Annotated in this window: 16 protein-coding genes; 4 read left to right on the plus strand and 12 right to left on the minus strand. The window is 64.4% G+C overall.

Annotation, left to right across the window (positions count from 1 at the left end; all coding sequences use genetic code 11):
• Positions 1-57: 57 nt before the first annotated feature.
• Positions 58-642 (plus strand): hypothetical protein, encoded by a 585-nt coding sequence (locus tag ACQPW1_RS22060; RefSeq protein ID WP_433664577.1) that lies wholly within the window; start codon positions 58-60, stop codon positions 640-642.
• Here ACQPW1_RS22060 and ACQPW1_RS22065 read toward each other — a convergent pair.
• From ACQPW1_RS22065 to ACQPW1_RS22075, 3 genes are all read right to left on the minus strand, one after another.
• Positions 627-1,859 (minus strand): hypothetical protein, encoded by a 1,233-nt coding sequence (locus tag ACQPW1_RS22065; RefSeq protein ID WP_433664578.1) that lies wholly within the window; start codon positions 1,857-1,859, stop codon positions 627-629. The genes ACQPW1_RS22060 and ACQPW1_RS22065 overlap by 16 nt on opposite strands.
• Positions 1,860-2,040: 181 nt before the next feature.
• Entirely contained in the window at positions 2,041-2,493 is a 453-nt protein-coding gene (locus ACQPW1_RS22070; RefSeq protein WP_433664579.1) for a hypothetical protein, read from the minus strand.
• Positions 2,494-2,743: 250 nt separating this feature from the next.
• Entirely contained in the window at positions 2,744-4,705 is a 1,962-nt protein-coding gene (locus ACQPW1_RS22075) for a hypothetical protein (RefSeq protein WP_433664580.1), read from the minus strand.
• A gap of 902 nt (positions 4,706-5,607) precedes the next feature.
• On the opposite strand from ACQPW1_RS22075, the gene ACQPW1_RS22080 reads away from it, so the two are divergent.
• Entirely contained in the window at positions 5,608-6,849 is a 1,242-nt protein-coding gene (locus ACQPW1_RS22080) for a hypothetical protein (protein ID WP_433664581.1), read from the plus strand.
• A gap of 81 nt (positions 6,850-6,930) precedes the next feature.
• Here the strand turns inward: ACQPW1_RS22080 and ACQPW1_RS22085 are convergent, their stop codons facing one another.
• On the minus strand, positions 6,931-7,485 hold the full coding sequence (locus ACQPW1_RS22085; protein WP_433664582.1) for a flavodoxin domain-containing protein: 555 nt from the start codon (positions 7,483-7,485) through the stop codon (positions 6,931-6,933).
• A 211-nt stretch (positions 7,486-7,696) separates the two neighbouring features.
• On the opposite strand from ACQPW1_RS22085, the gene ACQPW1_RS22090 reads away from it, so the two are divergent.
• The gene (locus ACQPW1_RS22090) at positions 7,697-9,100 is read left to right on the plus strand and encodes a wax ester/triacylglycerol synthase family O-acyltransferase (RefSeq protein ID WP_433664583.1); all 1,404 of its coding nucleotides are present in this window, start codon (positions 7,697-7,699) and stop codon (positions 9,098-9,100) included.
• Here ACQPW1_RS22090 and ACQPW1_RS22095 read toward each other — a convergent pair whose 3' ends face one another.
• From ACQPW1_RS22095 to ACQPW1_RS22105, 3 genes are all read right to left on the minus strand, one after another.
• A complete protein-coding gene (locus ACQPW1_RS22095; RefSeq protein ID WP_433664584.1) occupies positions 9,101-9,979 on the minus strand; it encodes a universal stress protein in 879 nt (292 codons plus the stop codon).
• A gap of 41 nt (positions 9,980-10,020) precedes the next feature.
• Positions 10,021-10,935, minus strand: coding sequence for a universal stress protein (locus ACQPW1_RS22100; protein WP_433664585.1), 915 nt, complete (start codon positions 10,933-10,935; stop codon positions 10,021-10,023).
• 146 nt (positions 10,936-11,081) lie between these two features.
• Positions 11,082-11,621, minus strand: coding sequence for a sigma-70 family RNA polymerase sigma factor (locus tag ACQPW1_RS22105; RefSeq protein ID WP_433664586.1), 540 nt, complete (start codon positions 11,619-11,621; stop codon positions 11,082-11,084).
• Positions 11,622-11,998: 377 nt separating this feature from the next.
• On the opposite strand from ACQPW1_RS22105, the gene ACQPW1_RS22110 reads away from it, so the two are divergent.
• On the plus strand, positions 11,999-14,305 hold the full coding sequence (locus ACQPW1_RS22110) for a heavy metal translocating P-type ATPase (RefSeq protein WP_433664587.1): 2,307 nt from the start codon (positions 11,999-12,001) through the stop codon (positions 14,303-14,305).
• 23 nt (positions 14,306-14,328) lie between these two features.
• Here the strand turns inward: ACQPW1_RS22110 and ACQPW1_RS22115 are convergent, their stop codons facing one another.
• From ACQPW1_RS22115 to ACQPW1_RS22135, 5 genes are all read right to left on the minus strand, one after another.
• Positions 14,329-14,823, minus strand: a complete 495-nt coding sequence (locus ACQPW1_RS22115) for a DUF2231 domain-containing protein (RefSeq protein WP_433664588.1) — start codon at positions 14,821-14,823, stop codon at positions 14,329-14,331.
• A 169-nt stretch (positions 14,824-14,992) separates the two neighbouring features.
• Positions 14,993-15,742: a VIT1/CCC1 transporter family protein gene (locus tag ACQPW1_RS22120; RefSeq protein ID WP_433664589.1), complete on the minus strand. Its 750-nt coding sequence runs from the start codon at positions 15,740-15,742 to the stop codon at positions 14,993-14,995.
• Positions 15,743-15,918: 176 nt separating this feature from the next.
• On the minus strand, positions 15,919-16,530 hold the full coding sequence (locus ACQPW1_RS22125) for a hypothetical protein (protein WP_433664590.1): 612 nt from the start codon (positions 16,528-16,530) through the stop codon (positions 15,919-15,921).
• Positions 16,531-16,679: 149 nt separating this feature from the next.
• Positions 16,680-17,123 (minus strand): Hsp20/alpha crystallin family protein, encoded by a 444-nt coding sequence (locus tag ACQPW1_RS22130; protein ID WP_433664591.1) that lies wholly within the window; start codon positions 17,121-17,123, stop codon positions 16,680-16,682.
• A gap of 142 nt (positions 17,124-17,265) precedes the next feature.
• On the minus strand, positions 17,266-17,463 hold the full coding sequence (locus tag ACQPW1_RS22135; RefSeq protein WP_433664592.1) for a three-helix bundle dimerization domain-containing protein: 198 nt from the start codon (positions 17,461-17,463) through the stop codon (positions 17,266-17,268).
• Positions 17,464-17,571 lie beyond the last annotated feature (108 nt).

A 17,571-nucleotide genomic window follows, 5' to 3' on the forward strand; every position in this document is an offset into this window, starting at 1 on the left:
TTCCGGGCTCCGGCGGTCGAATGCGATACTTGAGGTGGTTTCTTCTTGGGGGTGCCGATGACCGTACTCATCGCTGCGGCAATGACATTGATCGGAGTCGCGGTTGGCGGCTGGGTCACGCTACTAGCTCAGGGCCGGTTGTTGCGACGCGACCACAGCACCCAATGGCGAGATATCCGGTTGGCGGCCTATACCGGTTACTTGAGCGCCTTTCGGGAGTACGTCGCCTACGTTCAGCGGCCGGGTGTGAATGTGGCGGTGGTGCCGCGTCCGGTGCGGCCGCACGACCCGATGCCGGTCTTCGACGAAACCGGAGCGGTGTACAAGGAGCGACTGGAGGCGGCCAAGACCACGCTGCGGCTGGTGTCGGGGCAGCCGCGCGTCGTGCGCTCGTCCAATCTGATGGTGCGGTGTGCCCGTCAGCTTGCCGCCGAACGCGCCGACCATGACGTCGAAACCATACCGGCACGGGCGTTCGAGCAATTGTGGTCCGCCGAACGGGAGTTCGTGCTCGCCGCGCGCGCGGAACTGGGATTGCCCCACGACTTCGAGATCGGGGACCGGCCAACTCGGCGCATCGGGAGCAACGCGGACGAGTTCGAGCTGTCGCCGCTCGCGGTATGGATTCAGGAACCCGAATAGGCTCCGTCCAGCGTCCTCAGCACGCTGGGGGCGAAGTCGTCACGGCGGACGTGGGCGAAGCTTTGCCGCAGCATTGCATGCCGGCGCCGCGTCGCCTCGTCCCGCAGCCGCTGTGCGAGCTTGTTGCGGAACACGGCGATCGGGAAGTGGATGGCGCGGTCGTCCCAGACCAGATTCGGTCCGGGTATGAACATCGACTGGTAGAACCCTGGGAAATAGCAGTCGTCATCGTCGAAGTGGTAGCAGCGCGGAGAACGCACCCACCCGTCCCGGACCTCGACCTCATGCAGCACGGCACGGTCCTGGCGGGCTGCGAAATCGTAGACGTCGTCCCATCGATCGTGTTGCGCCTCACGGTAATCGGGCAGTGTCCGCCGTCCACCCGAGGTTTCGCGCGCCAGTTCGGGCGTCGAATCCACCAGGATGTACCGCAATACCGGCGGCGTCATCACGTGGATGCTCAGCAGATAGTCTGCCGCGGCTATCTCGCGCGGCAGCATCGGGTCCGGAACGCAGTCGGGCCAAAGCTGGACCTTGTGACTGAACACCGTGCGGCTGTCGTCGAACTCGCTCATAAACACCTCGGCGCGTTGCCGGAATCGATCCACATCCGAACGCCGCACGCACGGCACGTTCGCCAGCCCGTCGGCCAGTGGGAGCAGGCCGGTCGCGTCGTCGAGCACGACGATGAGGTCCAGGTCCGATGCTCCTTCTCCATCCCGATTACCGCGAATGTTGTAGTAGCGGCCGTAATTCATGGAGCCGATCAGCAGACCTGAACTCCCCGTGCGCCGCAGAGCCGCGCTGAGACGATGGACGTCGCGGAGCCTGCGACAGGTTTCGACAATCGCCTCGCCCGTCCCTGGACGTCGCCTCGAACCCGGCACCATTCCGGATGCCACGCCTCGAATATCGAACTCGTAATACTTCTGGAACAGCTCAAGATCGATGTACTCTGCGCGCTGCACGTCCGCGAGGGCGGTCAGCGCGTGCAAGCACATGGTCTCCCAGTCCATGGCATAACACGCCGAAACCTGTTCGAGCGCAACGGCAAACGCGTCCATCAAGAGATTCGGAACCCTCTGGCCCCCGCTGTCGCCCTGTTGCAACTGCTGGCTGAACAGCATTCGCACCGCGCCCCACTCGGCGCGCTGAGTGAGGACCGGCAGCACATCGGCCACCCGGTGAGGCTGCTCCGCCGTCAGATAGCTGGTCATTGCCCCAGCATCATGAACGAGGCGCGTATCCCGAATACCGCGAGCGCCGACGCCCCGCGGGACGAGTCCTCGACCTGGGGATTCGCACCGCCATCCCGCGGAACAACGCGGGACGGGACAGGACAGGCGGAGTGCTCGGCGTGAAGACCGGGTTGGCGAGGGGGCGCCCTACGCGTTGAATCTACCGAGTGGAAGTCCGCAACATTCTCTGCTCGGTGTCGGCGCGGTCTTCGATCTGCCTCTTCACCACATCGTGCCGAAGCTCCAAACGGGTCGTCCCAGAAGCACATTCAGGCGCGGTCTCGTGGACGAAGCACCCATTCCTGGAGAAGGTGTCGAACTGGCTACGCCAATCAGCAATCGCCCGCTCGAGGTCGGCCCGGTCCTTATCCGCCGGAAGCGTGGCCAAGTCCGGCTCAAGCCCGTCCAGCATGGAGTTAACCATCGTCGAGCAGGTGGCCCGCAGCGAATAGTCATACTCGTAATCGCAGCAATCGGTGTCCATCAGCCGGGCATGATTGATCAAAAGCGCAGTCCAGACGGTGCTGCGCGGCGGCGCCGGTGGGGGGCTGGCGTTCGAACACGCCACCGCGGTGCCGGCGAGCAGGACGAGGGTCACGAGACGTAATTGCATTGAGTTCTCCGGGAGTTGGCAAACCGTCTCCCTGGACCGTCCCAGGTGCCCTGACCGTACCGCCGCGACGTGACGGCATCAGTGCGCTGGGTCCGCCGACATGTTCAGCCCGCTAGATTCATGAACGGCGATCGTGAGGCGCACGCTGACCGCTGGCAGAGCACGCCCGCGGAGCGTAGTCAGGGCCGCACCGCGCACAACATCCATTGGGGTGCCTGGACCGATCACGGTCGAGGAGTTGCCCGGGGGCTCAGGACGCCGTCAGCTTTAGAACCTTGTGGTTGTCCGATACGAACACATCACCCGCACCGTCAACGGCAACGCTTTCAGGACCGATCAGTCCGGTAAACGGGACCACGGTCTGGACATTGGTCTGCGCGGCCAGCTTGACGACCCGCGCGTTGTTCGAATCGGCGACAAAGACATTGCCCGACGTGTCGACTGCTAGGCCTCTCGGCCCGTTCAGTCCCGTGAACGGCTGAACGGTTGGAGTGCTCGCACCGGCAGCCAGTTTGGATACCTGGTTGCCGTCTGAGGCGAAGACATCGCCTGACGCATTCGATGCCAGCCAGGTAGCGCCATTGAGGCCGGTGAACGGCAGAACAATCGGTGTACTCGCGCCGGGAGCGAGCATGAACACATGCGTCCCCGTGGGACTTGGCTCGGAATTGTAGATGCCGCTTACGAAGACATCACCGCTGCCATCGACTGAGATGCCGAATGGCTCGACGTTGGGGAAGGACAATCTCTCGGCCGAGGTCGACCCGGGAGACAACTTCAGTACCTGGTTCGGGGCGATTGTGGTCGCGAAGACATTCCCCATCGCATCGACCGCGATCTGTCCGAATCCTGATGGCGCTGTTACCGGCAGTGTTGTCTGCGCAGTCGCTCCCGCCGCAATCTCGACGATACGGTTAGCGCTGGTCGTTATGAATACGTCACCATTGCTGGTGGACGCGAGTTCTTGAGGGTCACCTGGGCCGGTGAATGGGAGGACGGATGGTCCGCCACTGTCGGTACTTCGCGCGATGATCAGCGTTGCGGGACCGCTGAGCGTGGCAACCAGCCCACGTGCCTGCCCATCGAATCTGTCGAACAGCTCGGTCGCATCGTGTGCGAGCGCCAAGATATTGCTGCCTTTTTCGGTGACTGCACCAGTTTGTTCGGCATAGGTGATCAGACACTGCGCCACGATCCGCGCCGAGGACAGCACATCATCGATATTGCTCGGATTCTTGGGGGCCAGGTCCATGGCCTTGCGCACGCACTCACCAGCCGGTTTGATCAGCGCGAGCGGCTGCGCCGTTGTCAGTCGGTCGGTAACAATTTTCATTACGGTTACCAGGATTTGGAAGGTTGTCAGCCCGGCATTCGGGGTCAACGTCGCGCTGGCAGGCGGGACGCTTGATGCGAACGAGGTAGACCCTCCGGTGAGAATTTGGGTCGCCCCGCTATCGAGCCCGGAGCCGATTTCTCCTGCTATCCAATTGAATACATCGTCAACGGTGGCAATCGTGTCGGTATTGATCACACCGGGCGCTGGTGGGTCCGTCGTCGCATCCCAGACCAGACTGGTGTTCGAATGCAGCGTCAGTGCGGCACCTCCCGATGATCCCCGCGCGAGGCAGGGCCAGACCACATCGTCGGTGCCGAGGACGGGCCCGACGCCTGGGGAGTTCACGTGGGACAGTTGGTACTTCGTTCCACCGTCGACATAGTCGACGAACGCGCACGCTGGCTTCGGGAACCGGGTGCCGGTCACCTCGCCCCACTTCTGTCCGAGCCAGGTACTGGTTTGGTCCCAGTTGATCTCGAACGGAAAAATGGTGCTGAGTTGCGCGAGCCGCGCTGTCAACACTTTGGTGTCCGGATCCCATACCGCGTCGGTCCAGGTCGCGTTCTGTTCGCCCTCGTGCTGGGCCAGCAGTTGCGGCACCGAGCGGTGCGTGTTGCCGCCCAGTCGATCTGCTGGCAGCCCGGACAGGTTGTACCGCACCGTGATTGGTGTGGCTGGCTGCAGGCTGCCGTCACCGAGCCGGATCGATATCGGAGCTGCGATCACATCCGCGAGTTCGGCTTGCGCGGTGTTCAACTGAGTAGAAACCACCGCCACGGTGACCGGGGTGCCGGTCGGTGCCACCCCAGCATCACCTGCGACTTCTACTGCGCCGACCGCGGCCGTGAATCCGTTGTCGCCGACCGTGGTCGTCACCGTTGTCTGCGTCGGCGGGTTGGTCCCACTGCCGGAACTGCCGCTACCCGTATCGGGGAACTCGGGCGCCGCGGTGGCGGGTGCGGTCGTCGGGCCGGTAAGGGCCGCAACGATCAGTAATACGATCGCGGTGTGCTGCGCACTCCGAGTGCGGAGTGACCGAAACCGAGCGACCATTCGTGTTCCCTTCCAGCAACGTCGAATCCGCATCAGCGATATGACCCGAGAGCATCATTGAATGGTGGGGTCAGCTAGGCGATTCCGTGCCAGTTGACCGATTTCCGCTCGACGTATCGGGCAAATTGGACCCAATATTCCGACCAGTCTGAGCAGCACTGGGTATGCCCCACAGCCGAAGGTTGCACGCTGGTGCGGCCCGATGCGGTCGGGTTGGCCTAACTCATCTAGGGGCCGCCGCGTCCGAAGTTTCAGCAAGGCCCTCAACGCCCCGTGCTGTTGGGCGTCTGAAACAAGTTTGCAGGGATATACTTCCAGTCGTGGGAAGTAGATAATCCGTTCTCATCTAGGCGGTTTCGATGCGCCGACGTCTGGTCGCTCTGTTCGCCATCCCGGTTTTGGCGGCGCTGAGCCTCACCGCGTCGTGCGCGGGGAATCAGTCGGATCCACGGACGACTGGGCTACGCGTAGACGGATCGTCGGCGTTCTCCTACTCGGGTCCCGACGGACTCACCGTCGCGGGGACCGCCGGTGTCGCCGCACCGGGGACGGCGGTCGAGATCACTCCCGGACAGCAGCCGCAAGGCGGCGACCTCGTTGCGCTGACCTATCTCGGCCGCTCCGTCGAGATCGTCATCGGTGCGGGAGACCAGCCGAAAGCGCCTATCACCGTGAGTATCCCGGTCCCACCCGACCTCGGACAGGACACCGCGAGCGCCCTCGCCGTGACCCAACACGAAGGCAAGCCCGAGTTCGTGCCAGTGACGGCCGGCGCCGGAACGCTGACGGCCACGCTCACGCACCTGTCACCGCTCGACTTCTTTAAGATGGACTTCTCGAAGTTCGCCACCGGCGTCGGAGATTCGATGCGCACGCTGCTCACCGGCGAAAGCAGCAAAGCCCCTGACTGCCTGGAGAAGCAGATCGATGTTGATGGTGTCACGCTGAAAGCGAACCGAACCAAGAACGAGTCGGGCGCCAATATCGACGCGGTGTGGCCGTGCCTGCGGTCCGACAGCGGACAGATCCAGCTCGACCTGCGGGCCAACGGCAACCGCGCATGGCTGGCACGGTCCCAGCCCGACGTCGGCACGGGCGTGCTCTCGGCGCCGACCTCCGGCGACGCCACCGCCGCCGGATTCTTCACGCTGTTCTACAACATCGGCAAGCACCGGTCGACCGGCACCCTGATGCCGGGCACTACCCTCACCTATACCTTTTCGCCGGACAACCCACCCGCGCGCGCCGAGGTGCAGGTCGATGCGGGACTCCTGCTGACTTCGGCACTGGTCTACCAGATCACGTCGATCCTGGATATCACCGGCGCGAGTACCTACGACAACGTCGAGAAGATCCCAGGAACCTACGACTGCCTGCTCGGTGCGGCAGACACCCTCGACACCTCGGACAAGAACTTCGTCGACAACTTCTCCTCGGCATTCAACACGATCCTCGGCTGCCTCTCGGCCGTGACGCCGGGACCACTCGCATTCCTGCTGAATATCTTCAACGGTGGGGCCGGCCTCGTGTCCGGACTCCTCACCGCCGCTTGGAACGAGATCACCGGCAACAACCACGGCATCGTGACCATCGACAGCAGCGGACGCCCGAAAAGCGACTACGCGCTCACCTGGACGGGCCACACCAGACAGATGCACCTCAATGCGGACGGCACTGGCGACGTCACCATCTTCTCCGGCGCGGCCGACGGTGAAACCTGGTCGGCCACTTGGGACACCACCGCGACCGGTGTCACGGTTAGCCTCGTGTCGTTGACATCGAAGACCGGGGCCGGCCTCGGGGACTTGAAGCCCGGTACGAAATGGGTTGCCGCACTACAGAAGTCACCCGATGATAACAAGACCGTGCTGCACTTCGTCGACCCGGGCAAGGATCTCAGAAATCCGAACGAAGGGTTCTACTGGTGTGCAGAGAAATACGGCTATTCCTACGATTGCGGTGCCTAGAACGGTGAGCGGCACCAGTCTGATCCAAGACCCGCCACCGGTCATCGTCCGAAGTATGTCGACTGTTGGGGCCCTGCGGCGTTAGGGGTGGATGGTCGCCAGGTTGGTGTTGGGCAGGCCGAGTGATTGCGCGATCATGGTCGACCATGTACGAATCGCGTGCCAGTTCCGCAGATCGCCGTACCGGGCGCCGCCCATCAGGCGGTAGATAGCCCTGGCCTGCCACGACACGCCGATACGTTCATAGTGTCCGGCGAAGGGGCGGTAGTCCCACGGACTGACCGTTTCGCACAGAGCGGCAATCTTTTTCGGCACCATGTTGCCGATGCGTCGTCCGATCGGTCCGCGCAGTGCCGGGCCGAGGCCGACGCTGAACATCCACACATCGGATTTGCGCAGCTCGTCGCGGTGGGTCCGGACGAAGGCCGAGGCGGCAGGCAGATAGTCCCTGTTGTGTATCGCACTGCCGAGGATGATCCCGTCGAAGCGGGACAGGTCGGGGGCGTGCTCGAAGTCGCTCAGTTCGACGTGCGCGCCACGGTCGATGAGGCCCGCGGCGATGAACTCCGCGATATCGCGGGTAGATCCCTGGGCGGTCGCGTAGATGACCGCGATGCAGGTGGGTTTGGTTTCCATACGCTGAGCGTGGTCTAGAGACCTATCGGGAGGTCAGTGCCGTGATGCCTGTGCTGTGGGGACCAATGGCATCAGGTGCCGACAGGTGTCGGCGGCGTAGTGGTCATCGTGGTCGCGTGCCCTTGTCGGATGGAGTCGGGGCCGAATGTCCCCGCCGATCAGTGGCTTTCGCATCTTCTCGACGCCGTGTCCTTACGCGATCATGGACCCTGTGGTCGCGACCGTCGCCGACCCTCGGCCCGGCGTCCACCTGTCGGAATGGACACCCACGATGGCCGTTTTGGGCCCGTTGGACTCAGGATTCATGGAGCTGGAAGACACCGATCGCCACGTGAGCGTCGGGATCGGGGCTATCGCGATCGTCGCGGGCTCGCCACCGTCCCCCGCGGAACTCGAGGTGGAGCTGGCGAAACGATTGTCCGTCGACGGCAGGCTGCACCAGAAAGTGCACCGAACCCCATGGGACCTTGCCGCGCCGACATGGGTGACCGATCCGAATTTCGATCTGGCACATCATCTTCGGTGGTTGGCGCTGCCCGCGCCCGCGGACGAGGATGCGCTGTGCGACTTGGTCGCCGAGGTGATGGAGGAACGGCTCGACCGTGATCACCCGCTCTGGCAATGCATCGTCGTCGAGCATCTTGTCGACGACCGCTGGGCGATGATCGTGAAGGTCCACCACAGCATGGTCGACGGCGTCTCCGGGATCACCCTGTTCGAGCGATTCTGCGATGACCCGGCAGAACGCCCGGACACCGCCGCGCCGAATGCGGCCGATCCGCCGATCGATTGGCGTGGCCTGCTGATGAAGTCGTTGCGACTGCCGGTCGACGTGCCACGGTTCGCGGTGCAGACGTTGCGCGCCGCGGTGCCGTTCGCGTTGTCGGCGGTGTTGCCCGCTGCGGGGTCCTCGTTGAACGGTTCCATCGGTCGGCAACGCCGCTACACGGTGGCGCGGGCGTCGTTGCCTGCTGTCCGCGAGATCGGTGCGGCCTTCGGAACGACGGTCAATGATGTGGTCCTCGCCGCGGTCGCCGCGGCATTTCGTACTGTCTTGCTGAAACGCGGTGAGGAGCCGACCGCGGATAAGCTACGGATTCTCACGCCGGTATCGGTGCGCGCGGCAGACGCGAAAGGCGCACTTGACAACCGGGTTTCGGCGATGCTGCCCCTGCTCCCGATCGAATCCGCCGATCCCGTCGAGCAATTGGCGATGGTGCACGACAGGATGGTCGAACACAAGGCCAGCGGTGAGGCATCTGCGGCGAATTCTTTTCTCGCACTGGCACGGTGGCTGCCGTTCGCTTCGATCGCGTGGACCGTGCGCTTGGCGTCGCGATACCCGCAGCGAGGTATCTCGGGTCTGGCGACGAATGTGCCAGGCCCTCGGCGTCGACTGCACCTCTACGGCCAGGAGGTGCTGGAAATCCTGGCCTACGCGCCGATCGCGATGCGCGTGCGCATCAGCATCGCGATCCTCAGCTACGGCGACCAGCTACGGTTCGGTGTCACCGGCGACTACGACAGCACGCCCGATCTGCACCTGCTCGCCGAGCGCATCGAGGAGACCATCGATCAGCTGCTGCAGCGGGCCCGCGACACCGTACCCAGCTGATCAGCTCTCCGGGCGGGCGATGATGAGCGGGCAATCGGCCGCGTGCAGGACGGCTTGGCTGACCGAGCCGAGGGTCATTCCAGCGAAACCGCCGCGGCCGTGGCTGCCGACCACGAGCAGCTGTGCCAGTTCGCCCTCCTCGAGCAGCCGCTTGGCCGGTCGATCCTCGGTGACTACGCGTTGCACTGTGACGTCGGGATAGGTGTCGGTGTAGCCGGCCAGCGCTTCGGACAGCACTGCTTCGGCCTCGGTCTGCATTGCTGTGCGCGGAATGTACTGGTTCGATTCGGACCAGGTGAGCACGGCACGCACCGGAGCATTGCGACGCGATGCTTCATCGAAGGCGATGTCGACGGCGCGGGCGGAGCACGCCGATCCGTCGACGCCGACCACTACCGGCCCGCGAACGCGCTGCGGGGAATAGTGTTCCGGCTCAGGGACGACGGCGACCGGGCACTGCGCGTGTCGCGCCATGGCGGTACTGACCGATCCGCGCAGTCCGCGGCGGAAGGCACCCATTCCGCGGGTGCCGACGACCAGCAGCCGCGCGTCCTTGGACCGGTCCCGCAGTGCTGGGATCGGTGGGGCTTCGACCAGGAACGTGTCGGTGTCGAGGTCGCCGACGGGTTGGGCTGCCGCCGTGGCGAATCGGCGTGCCGCCGCGAGCGTGGCAGCGCAGGCGGTGAGATGTTCGGCGTAGTCGGCGTGGCTGAAATCGATGACTTGTCCGAAGTCGGCCGCAGCGCCGGTGGCGTAAACGATGTGCAACGGCGCGTTGTGGTGGACGGCGTCGACGGCGGCCCAGCGCAGGGCCTCATCGGCGTCGACGGAACCGTCGATACCGACCACGACGGGTGGATTCATATTGTTGACGGACATGGGTTTTCGTACCTTCCATTGGTGGAAATCGGGGGTCGTCGCTACTTGGAGTGGACGACCATGACCGGACAATCTGCTTGCTGGACAAGCGAATTACTGGTGGAGCCGAGTAGTAGGCCACGGAATCCGCCACGACCTCGACTGCCGACGACAACGAGTTGCGCCGACTTGGACCAGTCGGTCAGTGCCCGTCGCGGACCGAACAGGTACACCTTGCGGATGACTTGGACGTCGGGGAACTTCTCCTGCCAGCCCGCGAGCTGCTCGGCGATGAGTGCCTGCCCGGCGATCTGGGCATCCTTGTCCGGGACGGGGTAGGGGACGCCGGCGATTCGGTCGAACATGTCACCCCACGCGTGCACAGCCACGAGCTGGGTGCGGCGTTCGCTTGCTTCGGCGAATGCCGCCGCGACGGCGGGTTCACTGTGTCGAGTGCCATCGAGACCGACCACCACCGGACCGACGGATGGCGTCTGCTGTTCGGTGCCCGCGTCGCGGACGACCACGATGCTGCCTTTGCCGTGGCTGGTGACGGCCAGCAGCGTGGACCCTAGGTAACCGATCGCAGCACCGCTGCCGGCGGCGCCGAGCGCGACCAGATGCGCCGTTTCCGATCGACGGATCAACAGTCGAGCCGGATTAGCTTCGGAGACTTCGGTTTCCACCTCGAGGGTCGGATCGATCCGGTAGGCCAGTTTACTGGCTGTAGTGACCAGGTCGACTCCGCGCCGGCGCAGCTCGTCGGTCACCGCCGGCACCAGCATGTCGTAGATGCCGGCCAGTTCCGCCGAGGCCGCCAAGTCGAAGCCGTGCACGATATTCAGTCGACGGTTGTGTCGGGACGCAGTGTCGGCGGCCCACTCGACGGCGAGGTCGGAGGCTGCGGAACCGTCGACGCCGACCACCACCGCGGCTGTGGCCAGCCGGTGCGGATCGATGGTGGGGGAGGTGGGCATGGACGGCTTCCTTTCGGATCCAGTGGTTCTGGTACCCGTAGGTTACGAAGCCGAGGTGGTCGAGCACGTCTGTCGTTGGTCCCGAATGCGCGGGTCCAAAGGCTTTTTGTGGCTGTAAGGAAGTGCCCTCCAGCGGGGCCGGCCGATCAGCTGGCGACCGTGACGCCTTGGGCGGCGCAGGCGTGCCGGAGTGCGCGCAGCGCGTAGTGCAGGCGTGATTTGACGGTGCCTGGCGGGATGGCGAGCTCGGTGGCGATGGCTTTTGTGGTCGCGCGGCGGTAGTAGGCGTGCACTATGACCTCCCGATGGTCGTAGCTGAGCGTCGCCAGAGCGCGCTGGATCACCCAGGTGTCGGCGAGGCCGGCGCAGGGGTCATCGACGTGCCGGTCGATCACCGAGTCGGTGTCGGTGGTGAACTCGTGATGTCTTCGGCCACAACGTAACTCGTCATAGGCGAGGTTGCGGGCCACGGTGAACAGCCACGAGCGCAGCCGCGTGGCGGGCTGGTCGAGTAGTCGTGGTCGCTGCCAGAGCCGGGTGAGGGTTTCTTGCACGATTTCGTCGGCTCGGCCCGAATCGCCGACGAGACGGTTGGCGAAGCGGCGCAACGGCTGGCGATAATGCCGGTCGACCTCTTCGAGGCGACGCGCTAGTCGGTGGTGTTCGGCGTCAGGCGTGCCTAACATGCTCGTCGCTGGGTATGCCCTTGCTGATCTGCGTGACCTTCCCGCCGAAACCAGCCGGGAACGTCCGATGCCTGATTCATAGGTAACTCGCCCTGCTAGTCGAATGGGATCTGCGAGGCAAGTACCCGTGATCTGGCTTTCTACACCGATCCGGGCGCGTGACTGCATTCGAGGGTGCGGCCGAGAGTTGCCTGCGGGCACAACGGCCATTGGCCCGAGGTCCTGCGGCCCTGTCTGTGGCGGCGATATCGGGATCAACTGGATTCGTTCAGCATCGTCCGAGCGTGGTGCTGTCGAGACAGGAGTTCCCGGTGCCCGAAGCGCAAGCGATACCTCTACAAAGACTCACGCGCCTTCGTTCGGTCGCCGAGCCGGCCTTGGTTGTTCTCACTGTCGCCGCGTTGCTGCTCGGCGGGCTGGCCTGGCTGGTTCACTGGCGTGCGATGGCCGACGGGTTGTGGATCGCCGGCACGCTCGTTGCGGTTGTCCCCTCGTTGGCGTGGGTTGTCGCAGCGCTGCGTAGGCGCCGGGCGGGGGTGGATCTGCTCGCCGTGCTGGCGCTGATCGGCACCCTGTTGGTGCACGAATACATTGCGGGTGTGTTGATTGCGGTCATGCTGGCCACCGGCCGTGCCTTGGACGCGACAGCGACTCGACGAGCGTCGCACGATTTGCGCGCATTGCTCGAGCACGCACCGCGCTTCGCGCGGTGCCGGATCGGCGACACGATGACGGTGATTCCGTTGGCCGATGTGGTGGCCGAGGATCTGCTGTTCGTTGGCCCTGGTGAGGTGGTGCCGGTCGACGGCCGTGTCGAAGGCGCGGTGGCGGTGCTGGATGAGTCCGTACTGACCGGGGAATCACTACAGGTCGAGCGCGCGATCGGGGAACCGGTGCGCAGCGGTGTGGTCAATGCCGGAAGTGGTTTCGAGCTGCGTGCGAGCGCGAACGCGGAGCAGAGTACCTATGCCGGGATCGTGCGCCTGGCCGAGCAGGCCGGTGCGGAGAGCGCACCGATCGTGCGGCTCGCCGATCGTTACGCGGCCTGGTTTCTCCCGTTGGCGCTGCTCATGTCCGGAGTGGCGTGGCTGGCCGGTGGATCGGCGGTGCGTGCGGTCGCGGTGCTGGTCGTAGCGACTCCGTGCCCATTGTTGCTTGCGGCACCGGTCGCGATCGTGTCCGGTCTGTCGCGTGCATCGCGTCAGGGTGTGGTGATCCGCAGTGGTGGTGCGCTGGAAAATCTCGGGCACGCAACCACATTGGTGATGGACAAGACCGGCACCCTCACTATGGGCCGTCCTGTTGTGGTCGATATCCTTGCCGTACCGGGCCATGACGCCACCGAGGTCCTGCGATTGGCCGCGTCGGTGGACCAGATGTCACCGCACGTACTCGCCGAAACCATCGTGACCGAAGCAGCGACCCGCAACCTCGAGTTGTCGGTGCCCACGGAGGTGGTAGAACAACCCGGCCGAGGCGTTACTGCCACGCTTGATCATCGCACGGTGGCCGTCGGCAAGTTGGCGCAGGAATGCGCGGGCTCGGGCTGGGTGCGTGCGGCGGTCAACCGAGCGGCCTTGGATAGCGCCGCTATCGCGTGGGTCAGTGTCGATGACGTACCGGTCGGTGCGGTGCTGTTGCGAGATCCGCTGCGCCGCAATGCTCCCCGAACTGTGCGCCGATTACGTGCGGCCGGACTGAACCGGCTTGTCATGTTGACCGGTGACCGTGCGGCACCCGCGCGGGAAGTCGGCGCCGTGCTCGGCTTGGACGAGGTGTGCGCCGACCAGAGCCCTGCCGACAAGGTCACCGCGGTACGCGCCGAGCGTGTACGTGCGGTGACCGTGATGGTCGGTGACGGGGTCAACGATGCCCCCGCGCTGGCCGCGGCCACTGTCGGGGTCGCGATGGGTGCCAGAGGGGCCACCGCATCCTCCGAAGCCGCCGACATCGTGTTGACCACCGATCGTTTGGATCGTCTCGCCGATGCCATGGACATCGCACGATGGTCGCGGCACCTCGCGGTGCAGAGTGCGGTCGCGGGTATGGCGCTGTCACTGGTCGCGATGGTCGTCGCCGCGCTGGGGTGGCTACCTCCAGCAGCAGGTGCACTATTGCAGGAAGGCATCGATGTCGCGGTGATCCTGAACGCCCTGCGCGCATTGCGCGGCAACCCGTCGGTCGGAATGGACCTCTCCGGTGACACCGTGCACCTGCTGCGGAGGTTCGCGGGCGAGCACGATCAACTGCGCGACACCCTGACGCTGCTCCGCGATGCCGCCGATCGGCTCGCTGCCCGCCCCGACAAGTCCGCGCTGGACGCGCTGCAACGTGCCAGCACATTCTTGACCGAGCAGCTGCTACCCCACGAACATGCCGAAGAAGCTGAGCTGTACCCGGCACTCGCTGAACCATTGGGCGGCACCGAAGCCACCGCCACAATGAGTAGGACGCACGCCGAGATCCAACGTCTCACCGACCGAATCGGCACCCACACGGCATTGGCGGAAGTCGCCGGCAGCGTGCAGCCCGATCAGGTCGATGACCTACTCGCCTGCCTCTACGGGTTGTATGCGCTGCTGCACCTGCACTTTCTGCAAGAAGAAGAAAACTACTTCACCCTCGCTGACGACGAACCGGCCGTCCGCCCGCAACTCGACGGCCGACAACCCGTACGGCAGTAGTAGCTTTCATCTGGCACCAAGGATCATCGACCCGAGTGGTGCAGCTCGTCACCGAGCGAGGCGACCTTGTCTCCCCACGTGGCCCGGGCACCGGATTCTCCGATTCGGTAGACCTGCACGGTCGCGGCAACCCCGCTGAAGACCGCGAGGACAGCGACTGCCGCAGTGAGGACACGCATCAGCGGTTTGCCGCGCTGTTCACGAACGTGGACAACGACCAGCAGGGCTGTGACCACCAGCATCGGGATGACGAAGTACAGCATGGTGTCACCCAGCTCGGTATGGGTGTGTAGTGCAGGCGATTGACCGACTCGCTTTTCCAGCCACTCCCCGGCATCGGTGGTCACCGGAGTCAACACCGTGGTCACCACCGCAAGCACGGCGACAAGCCAGACCAGCCGTCGACGGGCCGCAGCCCATAGTGCGGACAAGATGAGCAATGCCGCGGTCAGCGGCACAAATACCACGATGATGTGCACCAACAGCACGTGCGCAGGCAAACCATTGATTGTCGACATGACGGTTCTCCTGGTCCTCGACCGCGCCCAACGGCGCGAGCGCAAGTATCGCCGACATTGCCGGTAACCGTGGGAACACGCCGCGATTCATCGCATGGCCCAACTCGAGAAGTTGCTCAGCGGGTCCGGCTTTCGTACAGGAGAGTGACCCGGTGTGGGCGTCCCGATTTCACACGGCGATCCCCACGGCACGACCGATGGCGTAGGTGACCGCCATAGCCAAGGCGCCACCGATCACGACCCGGGCCGTTGCTCGCGCGGGTGCCGCGCCGCCGAGTCGTGCGCCGAGCGCACCGGTCAGCGCCAAGGCGATCAGTACCGCGATTACGGTCACCGGCACCCGAAGTGGCACGGCGACAACAAGAATCGCCAGCAACGGCAATAGCGCCCCGAGGGTGAACGACAGTGCGGAGGACAGTGCCGCGTGCCACGGATTGGTCAGATCGTCGGGGTCGATACCCAATTCGGCCTCGGCGTGGGCGGCGAACGCGTCCCGGGCTGTCAGCTCTTCGGCTACCGCGAGCGCGGTGGCGGCAGTCAGCCCCTTCGCCTGGTAGATCGCGGCGAGTTCGGCGAGTTCGGCCTCGGGTTCTTCTGCCAGCTCACGGAGCTCGGTAGCCAGCAATGCACGCTCACTGTCGCGCTGGGTGCTGACCGACACGTACTCTCCGAGCGCCATCGAGACCGCTCCCGCGACCAGGCCTGCGACTCCTGCGGTAAGAATCGGAGCGCGTTCGGCGGTCGCCGCGGCAACGCCGACGACGATTCCCGCGACCGAGACGATCCCGTCGTTGGCGCCGAGTACACCGGCCCGCAACCAATTGAGCCGCGCGGCCGAGCCCGCCGCGTGTGGCTCCGCCGGGTGGGGCGTGAGAATTGAGTTCGAAAGTCCCTCGGACGCGGCGTTATCTCCACTCATACCGTGCACGCTAATGATTTCCAGCTGTCGCCACCAGCAATGAAAGGCTGCCCGAAGTGAGGTAATGCATTGCACACCAAGGTTTTCCATACCTCAGTCCCGCGCAGCGAACTCGGCGCTTTCGGACGGAAGGCTGCGTCTGTCGATCATATTCGCCATGACGCTGTTCGGTGCTATTACTCAGCTCGTCCTTCGGCATGAGGGGCCGCCGCTTCCGCATTGTTGCGAATGGTGTGGACGGTGGCGCGCATAATGTGCGCGACGAACGGCCGAATCAGCCACCAGTATCGCAGAAACCGCTGCCGTGAGTCCGGATCCGTTGTCACCGTGCGGCACTGGTAGCTGAGCAGTGTGGCGTGCTGGCCATAACGTTCCACCGAGAAGTTCGCGGCGATCTTGCCCCACCCCGGCTCGGCGAATCCGGCGAAGTCTGCTTGCGCTACGTCGCGCCATTCGATATCTGGTTGCCAGAACTTCCCGACCGCGCCGAATGTGATCTCCCGCTCGGGCTGCTCGCCGAGCAACAGCCAGCCTGGAAGGCCGACACCGTCGGCGACCACGAGTCTGGGCAGGGGCGAAGCCGGGTGACCCGACCATCGGTTCGGTAGCCCGCGAAGCCACATCGCCGTCGTCAGCAGCGGTGTGCGTACGGTCAGGAAGTCCAGCGACCGCGCGGCTCGGAACGTGGTAGCCAGATCAGCCTGAACTATCTGGTGCTCCGCGATCATGGCGTCGAACACCGGCTCCGCTGATTCGATGAGCATGCGGTCGACATCAGATTTCGTCATAGGGTCATGGTTGTTCAGGCCATTTGAGAAACATAGGGCCACAGGCACTTCGGCTGCGGGACATTCGGCATCAGGTAGCCGATTGCACACTGGCCCCGCACGGCACTGCGGCCGCTCCGAAGGGGCGGCCGCAGCGTGGAACTGTGCGATCAGCTGGACGAGCTGGTCTCGATGCTCTTCTTGGCTGACATTCCGGAGATCTCGATGCGGCGCGGTGTGGCCTTGGCGGCGACCGGGATCATTATCGACAGCACGCCGTCTTGATAGGTGGCGCTGATCTTGTCGGCTTCGACACCCTCACCGAGGGTGAGCTGACGCATGAATCGGCCGGCGAATCGTTCGGACGCGATCCACTGCACGCCCTCCGCGCTCGGCAGGCTGCGTTCCGCGCGCAGTGTAAGCGTGCCGTTTTCGACGCTCACATCGACCGAGCCGGGGTCGACGCCAGGTAGATCGGCGTTGAGCACGTAGTGGTCACCGGTTTTGAACAGATCCATCGGCATAAATCGTGGGGCCCGCGCGGTACCCGCGGCCTCGCCGAGTAGTTGACGTGCGACTGTGTCGATGTCATGGAACGGATCGAACCTCAGCACAACAATCACCTCGATTTCGAGTGGCGGCGCATCGCCAAGGCGGCGGACGCCGGTGGTTGTGCAAGTCCTACGTTAGCACTCTCGAGTTGGGAGTGCTAACCGGTCGTGCGCCGAAAATAGCTGCACCTGAAGACTTCTCGGATCAGAGCGCCGGTGTGGCGAGCTTTCCGTTGGCGATTCGTTCGACGAACAGCGGGATGAAATCGCGTATCGGTCGGCCGAGGAACCGTTGCTGTGCGTCGTGGACGATCTGCTCGACTCTGTCGGGAGCGACCTGTGGGTATCGTCTGGCGAGGCGTTGGACCACTTCGTTGATCTGGTGGGTCTCATCATTTGCCATACTTCATGGTCGCCGCGATGTGTGGGAAGGTCAATCGGGTGAGGACGTAAGTCCCGCCGCCGTGAGCCCGAGTCCTCTTATCGCAGGGCTCGCACACGCGCAGGCTGA

The organism is Nocardia sp. CA-128927, from assembly GCF_050955855.1.
In the GTDB taxonomy this organism is placed as follows: domain Bacteria; phylum Actinomycetota; class Actinomycetes; order Mycobacteriales; family Mycobacteriaceae; genus Nocardia.